Source organism: Thioclava litoralis (genome assembly GCF_045278885.1).
GTDB classification, from domain to species: domain Bacteria; phylum Pseudomonadota; class Alphaproteobacteria; order Rhodobacterales; family Rhodobacteraceae; genus Thioclava; species Thioclava litoralis.
The window spans coordinates 59,962-77,666 of sequence record NZ_CP135444.1 but is presented as its reverse complement, the minus strand read 5'-3'; the positions used below and the strand labels follow the sequence as shown (position 1 = coordinate 77,666).

Here is a 17,705-nt window from a genome sequence, read left to right as displayed (position 1 = left end):
CGGGTCGTCCTTCGGGGCGGCCCTTTTATGTTTTGCAGGGCGAGGCCGTCTCCGGTTTTCAGCCCGGGATTGAACCTCCCGTGAACGAATCCGGAGCGTCGATTCGGTGTGCGCTGTCGGAAAGCCCCGTCTAGCCCCAGAATTATTTTTTTGCGCTTTGCTTTGGGCGGGGTTCTTTGTAACTCGAAGGTCCCGCGATTCAGATGCAGGGCCAAGGTGATATACCCCGTTCGGCCTGCAGAGGGCCGGATGAAAAAGGCACTGGACTTTGGGCGCAAAGTGGCTACTATATATAGCGCATCAGGTGGGGTGGGATACTATATCAGCCTCACGCAAAGGGCCGCTACAGTTCCGGCCCGTCCGAGATCTCCGCTGTGGCAGGCTATCCTGTTGCAATGCCGGAGCGGACAGGTGGGCAGGCCGTCTCTGGCCTGTCAGCGGCCAGCCTGAATGCGATAATGTCCACGGGCGGTGCGTCCGGGGGGAGTTTGGCAGAAATGCGATCCACCTTCCCGAATGTCCGCCCCTTTGCTTCGGGGTCGAGAGCCTATGTCTATTACCGTCTACAGCAAGCCCGCTTGCGTTCAATGCACTGCGACCATCCGCGCGCTCAATGCCCGTGGGATCGAGCATGATGTCATCGATCTGACGCTGGATGCCGAAGCGATGGAAAAAGTGACCGGCCTTGGCTACCGTCAGGCACCTGTTGTTGTGGCGGGTGCCGACCACTGGGCAGGCTTCCGTCCGGACCGCATCGCAAGCCTTGGCGCCTGACCCGATCCGATGACCGGGCTGGCCTATTTTTCCTCGGCCACCGGAAACACGCATCGCTTCATCACCCGACTTGGACTGCCCGCTATCCGCATTGGTGGTACAGAAGATCGCTCGGCCAGTTTGGCCGAGCTACCTTTTGTGCTAATATGCCCGTCTTATAGCGATGGCGAGGGTCGGGGGGCGGTTCCGAAACCCGTGATCCATGCTTTGAACAACCCCGAGATACGCAAGAATATCAAAGGGGTAATCGGCACCGGAAACACCAATTTCGGGATCTACTATGGCTATGCGGGCAAAGTGATTGCCGAAAAATGCAAGATTCCTCTGCTCTATAGATTCGAGCTGAGTGGCACCGACCTAGATATTGCCCGTGTCAGAGACGGGCTCGAGAAATTCTGGAGAGCACAATGCTTGACAAAGCAGACGCCGTAAAAGGGCTCGACCATCACGCGCTGAACGCGCTGTTGAACCTGTATGATGCGGATGGAAAGATCCGTTTCGAGGCCGACAAGCAGGCCGCGCGCGCCTATTTCCTCAACCATGTGAACCAGAACACCGTGTTCTTCCACTCGCTGGATGAGAAGCTCGATTACCTCGTGGACGAGGGCTATTACGACGCTGCTGTGTTGGAGCTTTATGATCGCGACTTCTGCCGTCAGATCTGGGATGCCGCCTATAAGAAGAAGTTCCGCTTCCCGACCTTCCTTGGCGCGTTCAAATATTACACTGCCTATACGTTGAAGACCCGTGATGGTCAGCGCTACCTCGAACGCTATGAAGACCGCGTGGTGATGGTGGCTCTGGCGCTGGCGCGTGGTGACCGCAAGATGGCGCTGTCGCTCACCGAAGAGATGCTGGCAGGCCGTTTCCAACCGGCAACGCCCACCTTCCTAAACGCGGGCAAGAAAAGCCGCGGCGAGCTGGTCTCCTGCTTCCTGCTGCGTCTCGAAGACAATATGGAATCCATCGGTCGCTCGATCAACTCGGCGCTGCAGCTGTCGAAGCGCGGTGGCGGTGTGGCATTGATGCTGACCAACCTGCGCGAAGCCGGTGCGCCGATCAAAGGCATCGAGAACCAGTCCTCGGGCGTCATTCCGGTGATGAAACTGCTCGAAGACAGCTTCTCCTATGCCAACCAGCTGGGTGCGCGTCAGGGGGCAGGGGCCGTCTATCTGAACGCCCACCACCCCGACATTCTGAAATTCCTCGATACCAAGCGCGAGAATGCCGACGAGAAGATCCGTATCAAGACGCTGTCGCTGGGCGTGGTGATCCCCGATATCACCTTCGAGCTGGCGAAACGCGATGCCGAGATGTATCTCTTCTCGCCGCATGACATCCAGAAAGTCTATGGCTGCGCCTTCTCGGAAATCTCGGTCACCGAGAAATACGAAGAGCTGGTCGCTGACGCCCGTATCCGCAAGACCAAGATGCGTGCGCGTCGCTTCTTCGAGATTCTGGCCGAGATCCAGTTCGAAAGCGGCTACCCCTATCTGATGTTCGAAGACACGGTGAACCGCGCCAACCCGATCGACGGGCGCATCACCATGTCGAACCTCTGCTCGGAAATCCTGCAGGTGGCCGAGCCCTCGACCTTCAACGAAGACCTCAGCTACGCACATATGGGCACGGATATCTCGTGCAACCTCGGCTCGCTGAACATCGCCCGCGCGATGGATGGTGGTGACCTTGGCGCGACCGTCGAGGCCGCGATCCGCGCGCTGACCGCCGTGTCGGAAATGTCGGCGATTGACGCTGTGCCCTCGATCCGTAAGGGCAATGACCAGAGCCATGCGATTGGTCTGGGCCAGATGAACCTGCACGGGTTCTTGGCGCGTGAGCGTATCCATTACGGCTCGGAAGAGGGGATCGATTTCACCTCCGTCTATTTCGCGGCTGTGGCCTATCACGCGCTGCGGGCCTCGAATCTGATCGCCCGCGAGAAGGGCGAAAGCTTCGTGGGCTTCGAGAAGTCGGATTATGCGAGCGGCACATTCTTCGAGAAATATGTCACCCGCGACTGGCTGCCGGAAACCGAGACGGTCACGGCCCTTTTCGAGAAATTCGGCATCACCCTGCCCAGCCGCGCCGATTGGGCGCAGCTGCGGGATGATGTGATGGCGCATGGGCTATATAACCGCAACCTGCAGGCCGTGCCGCCGACCGGTTCGATCAGCTATATCAACAATGCGACCGCCTCGATCCACCCGATCACCGCGCGCATCGAGATCCGCAAGGAAGGCAAGATCGGCCGCGTCTACTATCCGGCGCCCTATATGGATAATGACAACCTTGAATACTACAAGGATGCCTATGAGATCGGCCCCGAAAAGCTGATCGATACCTATGCGGCGGCAACCGAGCACGTGGACCAAGGCCTGTCGTTGACCCTGTTCTTCCCCGATAGCGCGACGACCCGCGACATCAACCGTGCGCAGATCCGCGCGTGGAAATCGGGGATCAAGACCATCTATTACATCCGGCTCCGTCAGGCCGTGCTGGAAGGCACGGAAGTGCAGGGCTGTGTCTCCTGCAGCTTGTAACTGTCGGGAAAGGAAGAGTTATGCTTGATCAAACGAAAAAAGCGCCGCTCAAGGGCGTGAACTGGAACCGGCTTCAGGATGATAAGGACCTTGAGGTCTGGAACCGCCTGACCTCGAATTTCTGGCTGCCGGAGAAGGTGCCGCTGTCGAATGACGTGCCCTCCTGGGCCAATCTGACAGCCGAAGAGCGCCAACTGACGATCCGCGTTTTCACCGGCCTGACACTGCTCGACACGGTGCAAAACACCGTTGGTGCGCCGACGCTGATGGCAGATGCGGTGACGCCGCATGAAGAGGCGGTTCTGTCCAATATCGCCTTCATGGAAGCCGTGCATGCGCGCAGCTATTCGTCGATCTTCTCGACGCTGTGCATGACCGCAGAGGTGGATGAGGCCTTCCGTTGGGCGGAAGAAAACCCGCATCTTCAGCGCAAGGCGAATCTGATCCTGAATGAATATAAGGCCGAAGATCCGCTGCGCAAAAAAGTGGCCTCGGTCTTTCTGGAAAGCTTCCTGTTCTATTCGGGTTTCTATCTGCCGATGTGGTGGTCCAGCCGCGCCAAGCTGACCAATACTGCCGATATGATCCGCCTGATCATCCGCGACGAGGCGGTGCATGGCTATTACATCGGCTATAAGTTCCAGCGCGCTTTGGAGAAAGTCTCGGAAGAAGAGCGCGCCGCCGTCAAGGATTTTGCCTTTGCGCTGATGTTCGATCTCTATGAGGTCGAGACGCAATATACGGCAGAGCTGTATGACGGTATCGGGCTGACCGAAGATGTGCGCCACTTCCTGCATTACAACGCCAACAAGGCGCTGATGAATCTGGGATATGAGCCGCTCTTCCCGCCGGAAGCCTGCGAGGTGAACCCCGCGATCATGGCCGCACTTTCGCCCGATAGCGAGAACCACGACTTCTTCTCGGGCTCGGGGTCGAGCTATGTGATCGGCAAGGCCGTGGCCACCGAAGACGAAGACTGGGATTTCTAAGACCCGTCATCCCGTATGTCCTGCGCCTCCGCTTTGGATGTCCGAAGCGGAGGCGTTGTGTTTCCGGTCGCCTCAGATCGACAGAATGCCGCTGCGCATGGCCTTGATGATCGCGAAAGTCCGGCTATTGGCCGCAAGCTTGCGCATCGCGCTTTTGAAATGGCAATCCACCGTGTTATTGCTGATATGCAGGATCGCGGAAATATCGCTGGAGGTTTTGCCGATGGCCGCCCAGCTCAGGCATTCGATCTCGCGTTTGGTCAGGTCGTAATCGTTTTTTCCGGCCAGCTTCAGCGATGCTGACACCCCGTTGAGAGACTGTAAGGCGCGCGCGGCCTCGTTCATCAACGTGTCGTTCAACGCACAAGGATTGGCTTTGGACAGCGAGGCCAGAAGCAGGCTCCCATCAAGATTGTGGATGCTCATGCAGATGCCGGAATACAGTCCGAAATCCTGCGCCTGCCGTTGGACATGGCCATGCGTGTCGCCATAGCCCGACGCATGTTTCAGATCCGACCATTTAACCGGATAGGACACAAGGCGCCCGAATTGCAGCACCGGATCATAGCTATAAAGCTGCTGGCTGGCATAATGGCGGGCCCATTCTTCGGGGTAATTCGTCACATGCATGGTGGGCAGGGATTTTGCCGCCGTGAAATCCTGTGCCCCGATGGCGCAAATCGCGTAATAGTCGAAATCGAGATGCGCCAGATTATGCTCGATTGTGTCCGTCAATTTCGTGGCTGCCGCGCCTGTGCTGTCTCGCATGTCTAAATCCTCGTCTATGACGTCAAATAGCTACCCAAACGCGGTTCTGAACATATCCGATAAAATAATTACGGCGCTTTTGAGCGGGGTCGATAATTGCTGACGCGACCGTAACACCAAAACCGGCGCACAGAAACTCTTCAAAGGTAGGATAACGTAAAGAGGATGACAGTTTGACGACGCGACCCGTCCGGCATCACGCCGCGCGGATGCGCCCGTCTTCCATTTCAAGCACGCGGTCTCCGGTATCGAGGATACGCGCGTCATGGGTCACCATCAGCACCGCAGAGCCGTTCTGGCTCGCCAGATCGCGCAACAGCTCCACCACCATCTTGCCGGTCTTGCCATCCAGAGAGGCGGTCGGCTCGTCGGCCAGCACGATCTTGGGACGGGTGACCAGCGCCCGCGCAATGGCCACCCGCTGGCGTTCGCCGCCCGACATCTCGCGCGGATATTTGTCCAGCGCATGGGACAGGCCGACCTGTTCCAGCAGGTCGCGGGCCGCTTTGGCGGGCGCAGGGATTTCGGGATGCAGCCGTAACGCCATCAGAAGGTTCTGGGTGGCCGTGAGCGCCCCGATCAGGTTATGCATCTGGAAAATAAAACCGATATGACGCCGGATTTGCAGTCGCTGCTGCGCCGATGTGCCATCCAGACGCTGGCCCAGAACGCTGATCTGGCCTTCCTGTGTGGCGCGAAGTCCGCCGATCAGGGTCAGGAATGTGGTCTTGCCCGAGCCGGAGGGGCCTTTGACGATCACGATTTCGCCGGGATCGAACCTGCCGCTCAGGTCGAACAGAACCTGCCGGCGCAATGCCTTGCTGCCATAGCTATGCGACAGGCCGGAAAATTCGATTACGGGATGTGTCATTGGAAAAGCTCCGCCGGATCGGCCTTGCGCAGGCGTCTCAGGGCCAGAATGCCCGAGAACAGGCACATGCCAGAGGTCATCAGGAACACCGCAAGCGACCAGCCCGGTGTCAGTCGCAGCGCATAGCCGGTGCTCTGGGCCGTGAAATAATAGATCAGCGCCGAAATCGCCACGCCCGGCACATAGCCCAGACAGGACAGGATCAGCGACTGTTTCAGCACCAGCGCCGAAAAATAGCTGTCGCGATAGCCCATCGCCTTGAGGGTGGCATATTCGGGCAGGTGGTCCGTCACATCGGTGTAAAGGATCTGGTAGACAATCACCGAGCCGACCAGAATGCCCATCAAGGCACCGGTGATGAAGATAAACCCGATAGCGGCGGTGGTATTCCAGTAATTCGCCTCAAGCGCCACAAAATCGGCGCGGGTCACGATCTTGATATCCTTGGCCTCCAGATCGGCCTGCAACCTGTCGCGCACCGTTGCCGGATCATATCCGGGGGCCAGTTTGATCAGCCCCAGACTGGGTTCCGCCGCGCTCAGATCGGGGCGGAGCGCAAAGAAGGTCGGGCTGCCCATAACGACGGTGCCATAGGCGATAAACGACGTGCCCATATCGAAAAGTCCGGTGATCCGCACCGGCTTGTCTGCCAGTTGTGTATCGACATGGCCGGTTTTCGCAAAGGCACCGGTGATGTCGCCGAAATAGGCGGGCAGGCTTTTACGGTCAAACAGCACCGCGCCGCTGACGGCAAACTGGTCCTGCGCCGCGACCAGTTCCGGCAGGTTGATCGCGGGCTTGTCCGGCTCTACGCCGATGGCCATGATCGACCGCGAATAGCCGTTCTCGATATTCTTGAAATTCATCAGCGATACATAAAGCGGGGCCACCTCTTGCACCCCTTCGGTCGCCATCGCCTCGTGCAGACGCATGCGGGAGAACTGGTGCTCGGCGCCGAAATATTCGAAATCGGCAGGCAGCATGACAAGATCGGCCTCAAGGCTGCTATGCACCTTGGTGGCGCTGTCGATCATGGCGTTGTAGAAACCGATCTGCACAAGGATCAGCACCACAGCGAACGCCACGCCGCAAATGGCCGCCAGCAGCCGCCGCGGCTCGAAGCTCAGCAGCCGCCATGCCAGCGAAAATCTTTGGTTGCGTGCGGGCATTATCGGGCCGCCCCACGCGTCTCAATCAGCACGGTCCCCTGAAAACCGTTCAGCAGCAGGACATCTTTGGGGCGATCCAGCGCGATAACCACCTGCACCACCCGTTTTTCCAGATTTTCCAGCGCATCGGTGGCGTAGATCGTCGTTTCGGTCACTTTCGGCAGGACCCGAAGCACCTTGCCACTGACGGGATGCGCCAGCGCGGGGCTTTCGAATCTGGCGGTCTGCCCGACTGCGACAAAGCGGGCCTTGGTCTCGAAAATCTCGGCCAGTGCCTCCATATGGGCGACATCGCCCATCTCGATCAGGTCCTCTCCGGCAATCACCCCTTCGCCCATGCGCTTGTTCAGGTCGAGGATCATTCCGTCAGTGGGCGCGCGGATCACCGATTGTTCCAGCAGGATCTTGTCGTAATCAAGCTGTTTTTGCGCCGTAACCAGCTGGGCTTTGGCCAGTTCCAGCGTTTGCAGGGCGGTGTCGTAATCACTTTGCGAGATCGGCGAGACCGAGGATTTGCGCAGTCGCGATTTCCGTTCGATATCGATCTGGGCGAAATTGACCGAGACCTCTGCCTCGGTCACACCGGCCTCGGCCAAAGCCACGGTGGCCGAAAGTGGCCCGCCGGTATCCAGTTCCAGAAGCGGCTGACCGGCCGTGACCATCTCTCCCTCATGCACCAGCACCTTGCTGATGCGATAGGTGGTGTCCCCCGCAGGCCCCGTCAGATAGCGCACGCCATCTTGCGGGCGCAGCCGTGCAAAGCCCGACACGCGGGCGGGGCTTTGCACGCTTGGCGCGTCCTGCGCCAGCGCGGGCCAGGCCTGTGCCGTGCCCAGTGCCAGAACGGCCATGAAGATCCTCAAGCGAGGGCGGAAAGAGGGAAGACCCGACATGGACATTCTGCCTTTATTGTCGTGAGAGATATTGGCGCGATCAACCCGCGCGGTGGTCAGGATTTGAACGCGCCATAGGGCAGGAAGAGCGGGGTCGAGCGGCAGTAGCGCGCCCAGTTCTCGCCATGCCGTTCTTGCGAGAGTTTCTCGTTTTTCGGGATCGCATCGAAGAAATACTGCAAGAGGTTCACCACCGGCGCGACCAGCCCCCAAGGCCAGACAGAGACCAGTGCGAAAGACAGGTAAATCAGGAAATCCCCGAAATAGTTGGGATGGCGCGACAGGCCCCAGAACCCGCCATGCAGCAGCTTGCCGCGATTTTCGGGGTTCTGCTTGAAGGCCCATTTCTGGTAATCCGCCCCCAGATGGAACAGCGTGCCCAAAGCATAGCAGATCAGTGTCAGCGCATCATAAAGCCCGAACGGATCGGTGCGGTCCATCGCGGCAAAGAAGGGCAGCGGATAGAGCCAGCAGAACACCGGTACCAAGACCAGCGGCAGGACCAGAAACTGGCTGGGCTTGACCTGATCCTTCAGCTTGGCCGCCCCTGTCGCATTGAACCAGATCAACAGCGTATACAGCATCCGCGCCACATAGACCGCCACCAGCGCCACGATCATCCAGCGCCGCCACGCAGCGCCCTCGCCCTGAACGGCCAGCACGATGGTGACGGGCAGGATGCTGAAAAAGCCGAAGACAAAGGGCCATTTGGTGTCGCCCGTGCGCCATGCCGACAGCATGCCCAAAAGCGTGAACAGCACGGTGATCGCGATCATGATCCAATAGACAGGGGTCATTTCTATATCTTTCTTGAATGGTTAACGTAATTTCATCGCGCGGGCGACGATCTCGCGCTGCATTTCGGAACTGCCCGAGAAAATCCGCGCGGGCATGGCGTCATTGAGAAACCGGTTCACGGGATGGGTAGCCGTCATCGCCTCGCCGCCGAAAATCTGCATTGCATCCTGTCCGATCTGCACCGCCGATTCCGCGATCCAGATCTTGCTCAGGGCGACGGTCTGCTCGCAGGGCTTGCCCTGATCATAGAGCCATGCCGCCTTATACAGCAAAAGCCGTGCGGTCTCGATTTTCAGGCGCATATCGACCAACCGGTTCGAGATGGCCTGATTGGCCCCGATATGGCGCCCGAATTGCACGCGGGTGCGCGCATGCTCCAGACAGAGCGCCAGAATGCGCTCCATCGCGCCCAGATAGATGGAAAACAGGCAGCATCTTTCCCAGACCATGCTCTCGTGGAACAGGCTGGCTCCGGCACCTTCCGGCCCGATCCGGAAGCTTTCCGGCAGCGCGCAATCTTGGAAATGCACGCTGCCCCACGGGCTGGAGCGCAGGCCTGACTTGCTTTCCTCGGCGCTGATCGTCACGCCGGGATGATCGGTGGGCAGCACGAAACAGCTGATCCCGAAAAAGGAAGAGGTCGCATCGGTCCGGGCATAGGCCACCAGCATATCCGCGACAGGGGCGTTGGTGATAAACCGCTTTGTGCCGTTGAGGATATAGTGCCCCCCCTGTTTTTCTGCCCGCGTTTTCATGGCGAAGACATCCGAGCCGGACCCCTCTTCCGAAATCGCGTTGGCGGCGATTTTGCCGCCCTGTGCCATTGCGGGCAGCCAGTCGGCTTTCTGGCTGTCTGTGCCGCCCCGCCAGACCGGAATGACACAGGCGAAAAGATGCGCACAGAGCGAAAACAGCAAGCCCAGATCGGGGATATGACGGGCGATTGTCTCGTAGCTCTGGATGGTTTCAAGCGCCCCTGCCGCGGTGCCGCCATAGGTCTCGGGCAGCGGCAGCCCCGCCAGCCCCATCGCGCAGAGCCTGTCCCATTGCGGGCGCGAGAAGCCGGACGAAGACTGCAGGTCCTTGGCGCAGGTTGCAGCAAAATCTTGGGCAAAGCGCGCCAGATGGCTGTTGCGCTCCTGCTGTTCGGGGGAAAGGGAGAAATCCATGACAGACCTTCAGTCAGACAGTAAGGGGGAATGGTCGGCATAGGGAGCGGCACAGGGGTCGCGCTGCGCGGAGGTCGCATGCAGGATCACACTGGTTTCCACGCGCGGGGTGACGATCTCCGCCGGTTTTTGTGCCCCGAGACGGGCGATGAAACAGGGCCACTCCGTGAGCCGGAGCGATAGGCGCAATGCGTCACGCGGGCGCGCGTGTTGGAGAAGCACGCTCAGCGGATGGATCTGCAACCCCAGCTGCGCCGCCGCCAGCCACAGCTCGGCCAGCCGGTTGCCGGTTTCCAGCAGATCGCCAAAGGACAGGTTCGGTGTCCGTGCCTGCAAGATCAGGATGGCAGGGGTGGTGCGCACCAGATCGGCCAGTTCGCGTGCCAATGTCCGCGCCAGCCCGAACGGGCGCAGGCATTGCATCGTGACCGGATGCAGAAGCAGTTGTAGCAGCTTGCGCCTGAACGTCGGTAGCGGCCCGAGCAGCGCCTCGATCGGGAAGCCGCGCGTTTTTGCGACCTGTGGCGCGGGCTGGAAATGGATATGGCGGTAGGTCTCTGACCATGCGGCGAAATTCGAGAAATCCAGCGCCCCGTAATGGGCCACAAGAGCGGCCACCTTCTGACGGGTCTGCGGGTCTTGGATGATCCTTAGGTCGGCCGGCTGGCCGGTGCCCAGCAGTGGCCAGTGGCGTGCCGCCAGACGCGCGCAATCGGCGCGGCTGATGGGGGTTGCGGCGAAGGGGCCACGGGTGGTGCGCCGGTTGCGGACCTGTTCGGCAAAGGCATCCAGCCCCGTGCGCGTTTCCACAGCCGGCAGGGTGATCGTGATCCGCAGCGCCCTGTCCCCTTCGACATGGCAGCGCCATTGCGCGCCGCCCAAGTCCAGCACATGGCAGAAAATGCCTGCAAACAGCCCGAGGCTCAGGGCCATCTCCGCCGCAAGCGTGTCCAGCGCCGCCAGACGGGCCGTCTCATCCAGTGTCAGAAGCGCCTGATAGCTGCGCTCCTGCGGCAGGGCCTGCAGGCTGACCTGCCACGGCTGGCAATTATGAGATGACGGTGCCCATCGTGCGATCGAGGCGGCTTGGGTGATCAGCGGTGGGATCTGCGTCATGCGCGGGCCTCCGTGCGGATATGTGCCGAGGCCACCGCAACCGCCGTGCCGCGCCAGATCCCGCCAAACGCGGTCAGGCAGGGCAGGCGGGCATCCCTGACGGCGATGCGGCAGCCGTGGCCCCAGCCTGTCCAGAAGATGTCGGAAATCTCGGCGAGACTGCGGGCAAGGCGGGTTTTCAGCACGGCTTCCTTGACCGCCCAGAGCACTGGCAGACGCGGGTCGTTCGGGGGGAGCTGGCCCAGCAGATCGCGCTCGGTCGTGCTCAGGAAATAGGGCAGGATCTCGGGCCGGAACGTGGTCCGCGTCTCGATATCGACCCCCAGAGGATGGCGCGCGCAGGCAGCCAGCGCGTATGCGCCGCTATGGGCCAGAGACACCTGCCAGCCCTGCGGCCCCGCCACCGGCCCGCTGCGCCCCTCGCGCGGCAGCAGCGAGAGCGTCCGCAAGGGGCCCAAGCGGGGCATCTGTCGCCGCAATGCGATCTTGGCGGCCAGTCGACCGGCCAGCCACTCGCGCTGCTTCTTGTGCTGTCCGAAACTGTGCCACAGATCGTGCTCGGGTGGGGATAGCACCTTTGCGGCCAAGCTGCGCAGCCTGTCGCTTGGCCCGTCCTGTAACGTCAGGGCGGTGGGGCAATGGGGGCCAAGACGCAGATGGGTGACGGTGATCATAGGCAGGCCGCGCGCCGGTAGCCCTGACCAAGCTGCGCGCCGGAAAGCTCTTCGACAACCTCGGCCATGCCGGAAAATGCCGCGACGAGGCTGGCAAAGGCCGCGCTGGCCATATCGGCCTCGAAGGCGGCTTGCGAGGTGACGGTGATGACCTCGAAATAGTCGAAGCCCTGTCCGGCATCGGCACGCTGGACGCTGAAGGCCTCGACGCTGGGCAGCTGCGGGCAGGTCGCGTAATCGGTGCCGAGCACCCATGCTTCGAAGGCCGCGGCCTGTTCGGGGGCGAGCAGGCGGATTTTGTGGATAATCAAATGCATATATGATCCGTTTCGTCCAATGCAGCGGGGGCTGCTTCGATAATCATGTGAAAATTCGTGCCACCCGTGCCAAGCGCATTGACGGCGGCGCGGCGATGGGGGGCGGGCATGCGGTCCGCAGGGGAAGAGGTGTCCGCTGTCGGACGGATCTGCCAGCCTCCAGCCTCCAGCCCCAGTTCCGTGCTCAGCGCGCCGCGCAGCAGGGTGGGCGGGGTCTGTCCTGTCTGTACGGCCTCCAGCGCACGGAACAGCCCCGCCATACCGGCGGCTGCAAAGCTGTGCCCGATCAGCGATTTGACCGAACCCAGACTGGCCGCTCCGTGGCGCTGCGCGGCATAGACCGCATTCAGCGCCTCGATCTCGATCCCGTCGCCGCGTCGGGTGCCGGTGCCATGCGCCTCGACATAGCTGACCGTCTCGGGGGCAATGGCCGCATCTTCCAGCGCACGCTGCATCGCCCGCATCTGGCCGCTGGCATCGGGGGCGGTAAAGGACAGCGCATCCGACGACCCGCCAATGCCCAGAATGACCCCTTCGATCGTGCTGGCCTCGCTGGTCTCGGTGGCGCAATCCGCCAGCCGCCGCAGCACCACCGCGCCCGCCCCGTCCCCGGGCGAGAAACCATCCGCAGTCTGGCAGAAGGGCGCGATGCGGCCCGCCGAGAGCATCCTTTGCGCCGAGCAGAGCGTGAAATCGCGCTGGTTGATCGGGGTTTCCGCCGCAATCACCAGCACCGCATCGGCCTGCCCCGCGCGCAACTGGGCGCGGGCCAGATCCAGCGCCGCCAGTGATGAGGCACAGGCACTTTCGACCGTCAGGCCGCTGGCCGCCAGCCCGAATTCCACACTGAGCTGCCTGACCAGATGGCTCGGGAGCATCTCGCAAAGCGGGGTCTGCGGCAGCGGGGCGGGCGTCGGGGTGGGCGGCGGGGCGATATCGCTGCCCAGAATGGCCTCGAGCGCGCTTTGGTGCACCGCGTTCGAGACCTGACGTTCCAGATTGGTGCAAAGCTGCGTTGCCAGAATGATCGACCAGCGCCCCCAGTCCGGCGTGGCCCCCGCCTGAGACAGCGCCTCCTTCGCGACCCTGTAGGCCAAGGCGCGGGTGGCATCGGGAGCCGCCGTGACAGGGCTTTCGGCCCCCTGATCGGAATAGCTGGTCAGGGGGGCCTGTTTCTGGGGATCGAAGGCACAGCTGCGGGGCAGGGCTTCCGCGCTGACAGGGCCGATGCCATTTTCGCCGTCGCGAAACGCCTGACCGACCTGCGCGCGCGTGGTGAAGGGGCCATAGCAGGCCCCGCTGCCCAGAATGGCCAAGGGGGCGGCGCGCGGGGGCGGGGAGGCGTTGGTTTGTGCGCCGTTCTCAGTGCCGTGCTGGGCGTCGCGCGACAGGCGCAACTGCCAGCGCTGTCCGTAAAGCGAACGGCCCGCAAGCACGGCCTGTCCGGTTTGTGGCAGGGTTTCCAGCGCGTCCCGCAACTGGCGTGCGACCTCGTGGCCCAGCCCGTAACGCCCTGTCGGAGCGGGGGGCTGAACGGGGTCGACTGCACCAAGATCGGCGGTCTCGATCACGCCCAGAATGGGGTCGCCGTCCTTTTGCGCCAGATCGAGCCTGCGCAGGACCAGAAGGCTTGCGCCTTCCTCCAGCACCAGATCCGGCCCGAAGCGATGCTGTAGCGCCGCCGCCATATGCGCCCCTTCGATACGCTGGCCGGTGCCGATGATCACCCTGTCGCTGCTTCCGTCACTCAGGTTGAGCGAGGCCATCTGTAAGGCGTTGACCAGACCGGCCTCGGCATTTTCCAGCGCCAGAATCCGGCCCCGTGCCTTGGTTTCGATGCCGATGCGGGCGGCGATGATACTGGCCATCTCGCCGACCTTGTCATGGGTGGTCGAGCCGAAGGCCTCCTGCAAACGCTTGCGGCCCTGCGCCAGAGGCTTGGGCGGGGACTGGGCCAATGCGCGCACGCCCGCCACCTTGAGCGCATTGCGCAATGTGGCATCGAACCCGCCGCAGATGGTGACAAGGATGTCGGTGCGGTCCGCATGGTCCGAAAGCGGCTGCGCCGAAACCGCCTCGCGCGCGAGCCAGAGCAGATTGAGCGTCAGCATAGAGACGGCCCGTTCGTAGATCGGCGGGATCCGGAAACTTGCCGCCGGGCAGGGAGGCGGGGGCAGAAGCGCCACCCGTAGGCCGGACAGTTCCGCCGCGATCCGCGGGTCGCAGGCCGCCAGCCGGTTCGGCGGATAGGGTTGCACCGGCCCCGCTACCGCGTGTCTGGCCGCGACAATCGCCAGTTTGCAGGCCAGACGGGTCTGTGGATATGGCGTTGCGGGGCTGGTGCCTGCAAGGGTGCGGGGGGGCTGGGTCATACGGGTTCGACCCTGTGGCTGTGGCGCGGGCCCGGCAGGAAGGCATCTTCCGCGATACGCTGGAGGTGGCGCATATCGGTTTTGCCATTGGGGGTGCGCGGCAGATCCGACATGATCTTCATATGGCGGGGCAGCATGAAGCGGGGCAGGAGGTCGCGCAGATGCTCCAAGATCTCCATTTGCGCGGGCGGATGCGCGGCATGGACCGGAGTGACAAAGGCCACCAGTGCCGCCCCGCGCGGGCCGAGGATCTGCACCACGGCCGCTTGGGCTACCGCCGGATGGCGGGCCAGCGCGGCCTCTATCTCGCCCAGCTCGACACGGTTGCCGTTGATCTTGACGATCCGGTCGATGCGCCCGTGATAGACCAGACCTTCGGGCTGTTCGGACACGATGTCCCCCGTCGCATGGCGCCCTGCCGCATGATCGCGCTGGATCGCGGGGTCGGGATGGTTGAGATAGCCGGGCGTGACCATCGTCCCTTCGATGACCAGTTCGCCCTTTTCGCCCGGCGCTACGGCATGGCCGGTCTCGGGGTCGCGGATGAACGCGCGCTGGCCGGGAAGGGGGCGGCCAATCGGGGCGGGATGGTCGGCTGCCAGATCGGCAGGGGTTATGCGATGGAACGTGCAGGCATTGGTCTCTGTCGGACCATAGAGATTGTAAAGCGGCATATCCGCCCCGACCTGCGCGGCCATCGCGCGCAGATCGCCAATCGGGAAGACCTCGCCTGCGAAGGCGATCTGGCGCAGCGCCGGGGCATGGGCAGGGGCCAGCCGCTTGGCACGGGTCAGCATGGTCAGGATCGAGGGCACGGCATAAACTGTTGTCACCCTATACCGCTTCAGCCCCTCGGAAATGGCGATGATATTGGATTGCTCTGTTGTGGGGATCGGCCAGACAGAGGCCCCCGCCCGCGCCGCCGCGAACAGATCGAAGGTCGAGAGATCGAAGTGGAAGCTGGCATGGTTGCCGATCACATCGGCGGGGCCGAGGCTGAATTCCTTGACTGCCCAGCCGATAAAGGCATCGAGATTGCGATAGGACATCTGCACGCCCTTCGGCACACCTGTCGAGCCCGAGGTGAACAGGATCGCGGCAATCCAGTCGGGTTGCGGCTGTGCAGGGTGGTGCGGCACCGGAGCCAGCCGGTCGAGCCGCAGGCTGGGCACCGGAAGCGCGGGCAGTTCCGCCGTGTCGGCACAATCGCTGAAGATGACCAGTTGCAGGCTGTCGGGCAGCGGACCGGGCAGATGGGCCAGAAGATCGGGCGAGACCACCAGCACCTCGGGGTGCGCCTCGGCCAGAATTCTTGCCGCCCGCTCGCCCGGTTGCGAGGGGTCAAGCGGGATATAGGCAAGCCCCGCTTCCAGCGCCCCCCAGATCGCGGTGATCGCCTGCGGGCCCTTCTGGGTCCAGATCGCGAGGCGATGCCCTTCCGAGAGGCCCGCGATCTGCAGGTGACCGGCCAGACGCGCGACCTGTGTGTAAAGCGCGCCATAGGACAGCGGCGTCTCGCCCTTCAGGCACGGGGCCTCGGGCGTGCGGGCTGCATGAACGCGCAGCCCCTGTGTGACCGGTGTGAACGGCGCGGCCTGCTGGCGGGAGATGTCAGTCATCGACCTCGATCCCCACTTCCTTGGCGCTTTCGATCAGGATCTGGGCGGCCAGATCGAGATCTTCCAGCGTATGTTCCGAGGTGACCGAAATACGCAGCCGTGCATCGCCCACCGCCACGCCGGGGAAGACCACGGTCTGGCAGAACATCCCGCGTGACCGGACCGCACGCCCCAGTTCCAGTGTCTTGCGGTCATCACCGATGACGACGGGCAGGATCGCGCTCTGGGTCTCGCCCAGATCGAAGCCCGCCCGCAGCAGGCGGCTTTTGAGATGGTCGATATTGCGCCAGAGCGTGGCCAGCCGTTGCGGCTCGGTCATCATCAGCTCGATCGACATGATCAACCCTGCCGCGACATGGGCCGGGATGGTGGCGGCGAACACATAGGAATTGGCGTAGAAGCGCAGATATTCCACCACCTCGGCCCGCGCCGCGACAAAGCCGCCAACGCCTGCGAGCGTTTTCGAGAAGGTGCCCAGTTCCAGATCGACCTGCCCCTTCATCCCGAAATGCTCGCTGGTGCCCGACCCCGTCTTGCCCAGCACACCGGTGGAATGGGCATCATCCACCAGCACCTTGGCGTCGTATTTGCGCGCCAGCTCCACCAGACGCGGCAGATCGACGATATCGCCATGCATGGAGAACACGCCATCGGTCACGATCAGGCGCCCGCCCTCGGCATCGGCACTGCGTTCCAGCGTGCGTTCCAGCGAGGCGATGCTGTGCTGGTAGATCTTGCGCGAGGCCCCCGACAGCTTGCAGCCATCTTGGATGCTCATATGGTTGATCGCATCGGTAAAGACCATGTCACGCTGCGAACAGAGCGCCGAGATCGTGCCCAGATTGGCGGAATAGCCGGAGGGGAACACGATGGAATCCTCGGTGCCCTTCAGCAGCGACAGTTTTGTTTCCAGCTCTTTATGCAGGATATTCGACCCGCCAATCAGGCGGCAGCCGGTATTGGTCGCCCCATAGCGGGTTGCGGCATCGCGGATGGCCTCGAGCACCCGCGGGTCATTGGCCAGCCCGAGATAGTTGTTCGAAGCGAACATCAGGAATTCGCGGGGGCGGCCCGCCACCTCGTCAAAAATCACCGCGCGGTTCTGGCAGGGGGTCTCCAGCGGCATTCCGTACCAGTAATAGCCCTGCGTCCGCTGGGCCTGATAGAAGGCGCTGAATTCCCTGGCCTTATGGAACAGGTCACGGCTGGGCAGGTCGGCAAAATCGCGCATGGTGCGGGTGTCTTGCGGCGCAACGGGGCGCACGTCCTCGGTGGGGGCGTCCTGCGCGGCATTGAGCAGGGTGTCGACCAGATCCGCCGCCCCGCTCGGGGCCGGTTGCGCCGCCAATTCGGGCAGGGGTGCAGCGCCAAGCCGCTCCAGCAGCTGGCGGGTGAGATCACGGATCGAACGGATCCCGTCCAGACTGCCCCCTGCACAGTTGCACCGGCCCATCAGATCGGAATGGATCTCCAGCAGGACGATGCTGTCAATGCCCAGATCGGCCTCGAATTCGGCCTCGGGCGAAAGCTGTTCGGGGCTGTAGCCGGTATGGTGCTGCACGACCGTAAGGGTCAGCGCGAGCGCGGTTTCGTCACGCGAAAGGTCCAGGGTGGTCTGGTCGTCGCTCATCTC

General features: G+C 62.3%; 16 protein-coding genes. 4 read left to right on the top strand and 12 right to left on the bottom strand.

Annotated features, from left to right (window positions below; all coding sequences use genetic code 11):
- Positions 1-549 precede the first annotated feature (549 nt).
- The 4 genes from nrdH to nrdF are packed head-to-tail and all read left to right on the top strand — an operon-like array spanning position 550 to position 4,306.
- Positions 550-774, top strand: coding sequence for a glutaredoxin-like protein NrdH (gene nrdH / locus RPE78_RS14050; protein ID WP_330647143.1), 225 nt, complete (start codon positions 550-552; stop codon positions 772-774).
- A 9-nt stretch (positions 775-783) separates the two neighbouring features.
- Positions 784-1,206, top strand: a complete 423-nt coding sequence (gene nrdI, locus RPE78_RS14045; protein ID WP_330647142.1) for a class Ib ribonucleoside-diphosphate reductase assembly flavoprotein NrdI — start codon at positions 784-786, stop codon at positions 1,204-1,206.
- Positions 1,182-3,317 (top strand): class 1b ribonucleoside-diphosphate reductase subunit alpha, encoded by a 2,136-nt coding sequence (gene nrdE, locus RPE78_RS14040; protein WP_330647141.1) that lies wholly within the window; start codon positions 1,182-1,184, stop codon positions 3,315-3,317. The genes nrdI and nrdE overlap by 25 nt, the downstream gene beginning before the upstream one ends.
- A 20-nt stretch (positions 3,318-3,337) precedes the next feature.
- Positions 3,338-4,306, top strand: coding sequence for a class 1b ribonucleoside-diphosphate reductase subunit beta (gene nrdF / locus RPE78_RS14035; protein WP_330647140.1), 969 nt, complete (start codon positions 3,338-3,340; stop codon positions 4,304-4,306).
- A 72-nt stretch (positions 4,307-4,378) separates the two neighbouring features.
- Here the strand turns inward: nrdF and RPE78_RS14030 are convergent, their stop codons facing one another.
- The 12 genes from RPE78_RS14030 to RPE78_RS13975 form a co-directional block, all read right to left on the bottom strand.
- Positions 4,379-5,074 (bottom strand): autoinducer binding domain-containing protein, encoded by a 696-nt coding sequence (locus RPE78_RS14030; protein WP_330647139.1) that lies wholly within the window; start codon positions 5,072-5,074, stop codon positions 4,379-4,381.
- 196 nt (positions 5,075-5,270) lie between these two features.
- Positions 5,271-5,945 (bottom strand): ATP-binding cassette domain-containing protein, encoded by a 675-nt coding sequence (locus RPE78_RS14025; protein ID WP_330647138.1) that lies wholly within the window; start codon positions 5,943-5,945, stop codon positions 5,271-5,273.
- Positions 5,942-7,114 carry an ABC transporter permease DevC gene (devC, locus tag RPE78_RS14020; RefSeq protein WP_330647137.1) on the bottom strand — a complete coding sequence of 391 codons (1,173 nt, stop codon included), beginning with the start codon at positions 7,112-7,114 and terminating at the stop codon, positions 5,942-5,944. The genes RPE78_RS14025 and devC overlap by 4 nt, the downstream gene beginning before the upstream one ends.
- Entirely contained in the window at positions 7,114-7,965 is an 852-nt protein-coding gene (locus RPE78_RS14015; protein WP_330647136.1) for an efflux RND transporter periplasmic adaptor subunit, read from the bottom strand. The genes devC and RPE78_RS14015 overlap by 1 nt, the downstream gene beginning before the upstream one ends.
- 98 nt (positions 7,966-8,063) lie before the next feature.
- Positions 8,064-8,804: a DUF1295 domain-containing protein gene (locus tag RPE78_RS14010; RefSeq protein WP_330647135.1), complete on the bottom strand. Its 741-nt coding sequence runs from the start codon at positions 8,802-8,804 to the stop codon at positions 8,064-8,066.
- Between the two features lie 21 nt (positions 8,805-8,825).
- Positions 8,826-9,974, bottom strand: coding sequence for an acyl-CoA dehydrogenase family protein (locus RPE78_RS14005; protein ID WP_330647134.1), 1,149 nt, complete (start codon positions 9,972-9,974; stop codon positions 8,826-8,828).
- A 9-nt stretch (positions 9,975-9,983) separates the two neighbouring features.
- A complete protein-coding gene (locus RPE78_RS14000) occupies positions 9,984-11,090 on the bottom strand; it encodes a nitroreductase family protein (protein WP_330647133.1) in 1,107 nt (368 codons plus the stop codon).
- Positions 11,087-11,764: a 4'-phosphopantetheinyl transferase superfamily protein gene (locus tag RPE78_RS13995; protein WP_330647132.1), complete on the bottom strand. Its 678-nt coding sequence runs from the start codon at positions 11,762-11,764 to the stop codon at positions 11,087-11,089. The genes RPE78_RS14000 and RPE78_RS13995 overlap by 4 nt, the downstream gene beginning before the upstream one ends.
- Positions 11,761-12,081, bottom strand: coding sequence for a hypothetical protein (locus RPE78_RS13990; protein ID WP_330647131.1), 321 nt, complete (start codon positions 12,079-12,081; stop codon positions 11,761-11,763). Before RPE78_RS13990 ends, RPE78_RS13995 begins: the two co-directional genes overlap by 4 nt.
- Positions 12,072-14,453 (bottom strand): beta-ketoacyl synthase N-terminal-like domain-containing protein, encoded by a 2,382-nt coding sequence (locus RPE78_RS13985; protein WP_330647130.1) that lies wholly within the window; start codon positions 14,451-14,453, stop codon positions 12,072-12,074. Before RPE78_RS13985 ends, RPE78_RS13990 begins: the two co-directional genes overlap by 10 nt.
- Positions 14,450-16,072 (bottom strand): AMP-binding protein, encoded by a 1,623-nt coding sequence (locus RPE78_RS13980; protein WP_330647129.1) that lies wholly within the window; start codon positions 16,070-16,072, stop codon positions 14,450-14,452. The genes RPE78_RS13985 and RPE78_RS13980 overlap by 4 nt, the downstream gene beginning before the upstream one ends.
- The gene (locus RPE78_RS13975) at positions 16,065-17,702 is read right to left on the bottom strand and encodes an aminotransferase class I/II-fold pyridoxal phosphate-dependent enzyme (protein WP_330647128.1); all 1,638 of its coding nucleotides are present in this window, start codon (positions 17,700-17,702) and stop codon (positions 16,065-16,067) included. The genes RPE78_RS13980 and RPE78_RS13975 overlap by 8 nt, the downstream gene beginning before the upstream one ends.
- Positions 17,703-17,705: the final 3 nt, after the last annotated feature.

Bases quoted from the DNA above. Each gene is read 5' to 3' on its own strand.
- nrdH (WP_330647143.1), top strand. From the start codon at position 550: ATGTCTATTACCGTCTACAGCAAGCCCGCTTGCGTTCAATGCACTGCG.
- nrdI (WP_330647142.1), top strand. From the start codon at position 784: ATGACCGGGCTGGCCTATTTTTCCTCGGCCACCGGAAACACGCATCGC.
- nrdE (WP_330647141.1), top strand. From the start codon at position 1,182: ATGCTTGACAAAGCAGACGCCGTAAAAGGGCTCGACCATCACGCGCTG.
- nrdF (WP_330647140.1), top strand. From the start codon at position 3,338: ATGCTTGATCAAACGAAAAAAGCGCCGCTCAAGGGCGTGAACTGGAAC.
- RPE78_RS14030 (WP_330647139.1), bottom strand. From the start codon at position 5,074: ATGCGAGACAGCACAGGCGCGGCAGCCACGAAATTGACGGACACAATC.
- RPE78_RS14025 (WP_330647138.1), bottom strand. From the start codon at position 5,945: ATGACACATCCCGTAATCGAATTTTCCGGCCTGTCGCATAGCTATGGC.
- devC (WP_330647137.1), bottom strand. From the start codon at position 7,114: ATGCCCGCACGCAACCAAAGATTTTCGCTGGCATGGCGGCTGCTGAGC.
- RPE78_RS14015 (WP_330647136.1), bottom strand. From the start codon at position 7,965: ATGGCCGTTCTGGCACTGGGCACGGCACAGGCCTGGCCCGCGCTGGCG.
- RPE78_RS14010 (WP_330647135.1), bottom strand. From the start codon at position 8,804: ATGACCCCTGTCTATTGGATCATGATCGCGATCACCGTGCTGTTCACG.
- RPE78_RS14005 (WP_330647134.1), bottom strand. From the start codon at position 9,974: ATGGATTTCTCCCTTTCCCCCGAACAGCAGGAGCGCAACAGCCATCTG.
- RPE78_RS14000 (WP_330647133.1), bottom strand. From the start codon at position 11,090: ATGACGCAGATCCCACCGCTGATCACCCAAGCCGCCTCGATCGCACGA.
- RPE78_RS13995 (WP_330647132.1), bottom strand. From the start codon at position 11,764: ATGATCACCGTCACCCATCTGCGTCTTGGCCCCCATTGCCCCACCGCC.
- RPE78_RS13990 (WP_330647131.1), bottom strand. From the start codon at position 12,081: ATGCATTTGATTATCCACAAAATCCGCCTGCTCGCCCCCGAACAGGCC.
- RPE78_RS13985 (WP_330647130.1), bottom strand. From the start codon at position 14,453: ATGACCCAGCCCCCCCGCACCCTTGCAGGCACCAGCCCCGCAACGCCA.
- RPE78_RS13980 (WP_330647129.1), bottom strand. From the start codon at position 16,072: ATGACTGACATCTCCCGCCAGCAGGCCGCGCCGTTCACACCGGTCACA.
- RPE78_RS13975 (WP_330647128.1), bottom strand. From the start codon at position 17,702: ATGAGCGACGACCAGACCACCCTGGACCTTTCGCGTGACGAAACCGCG.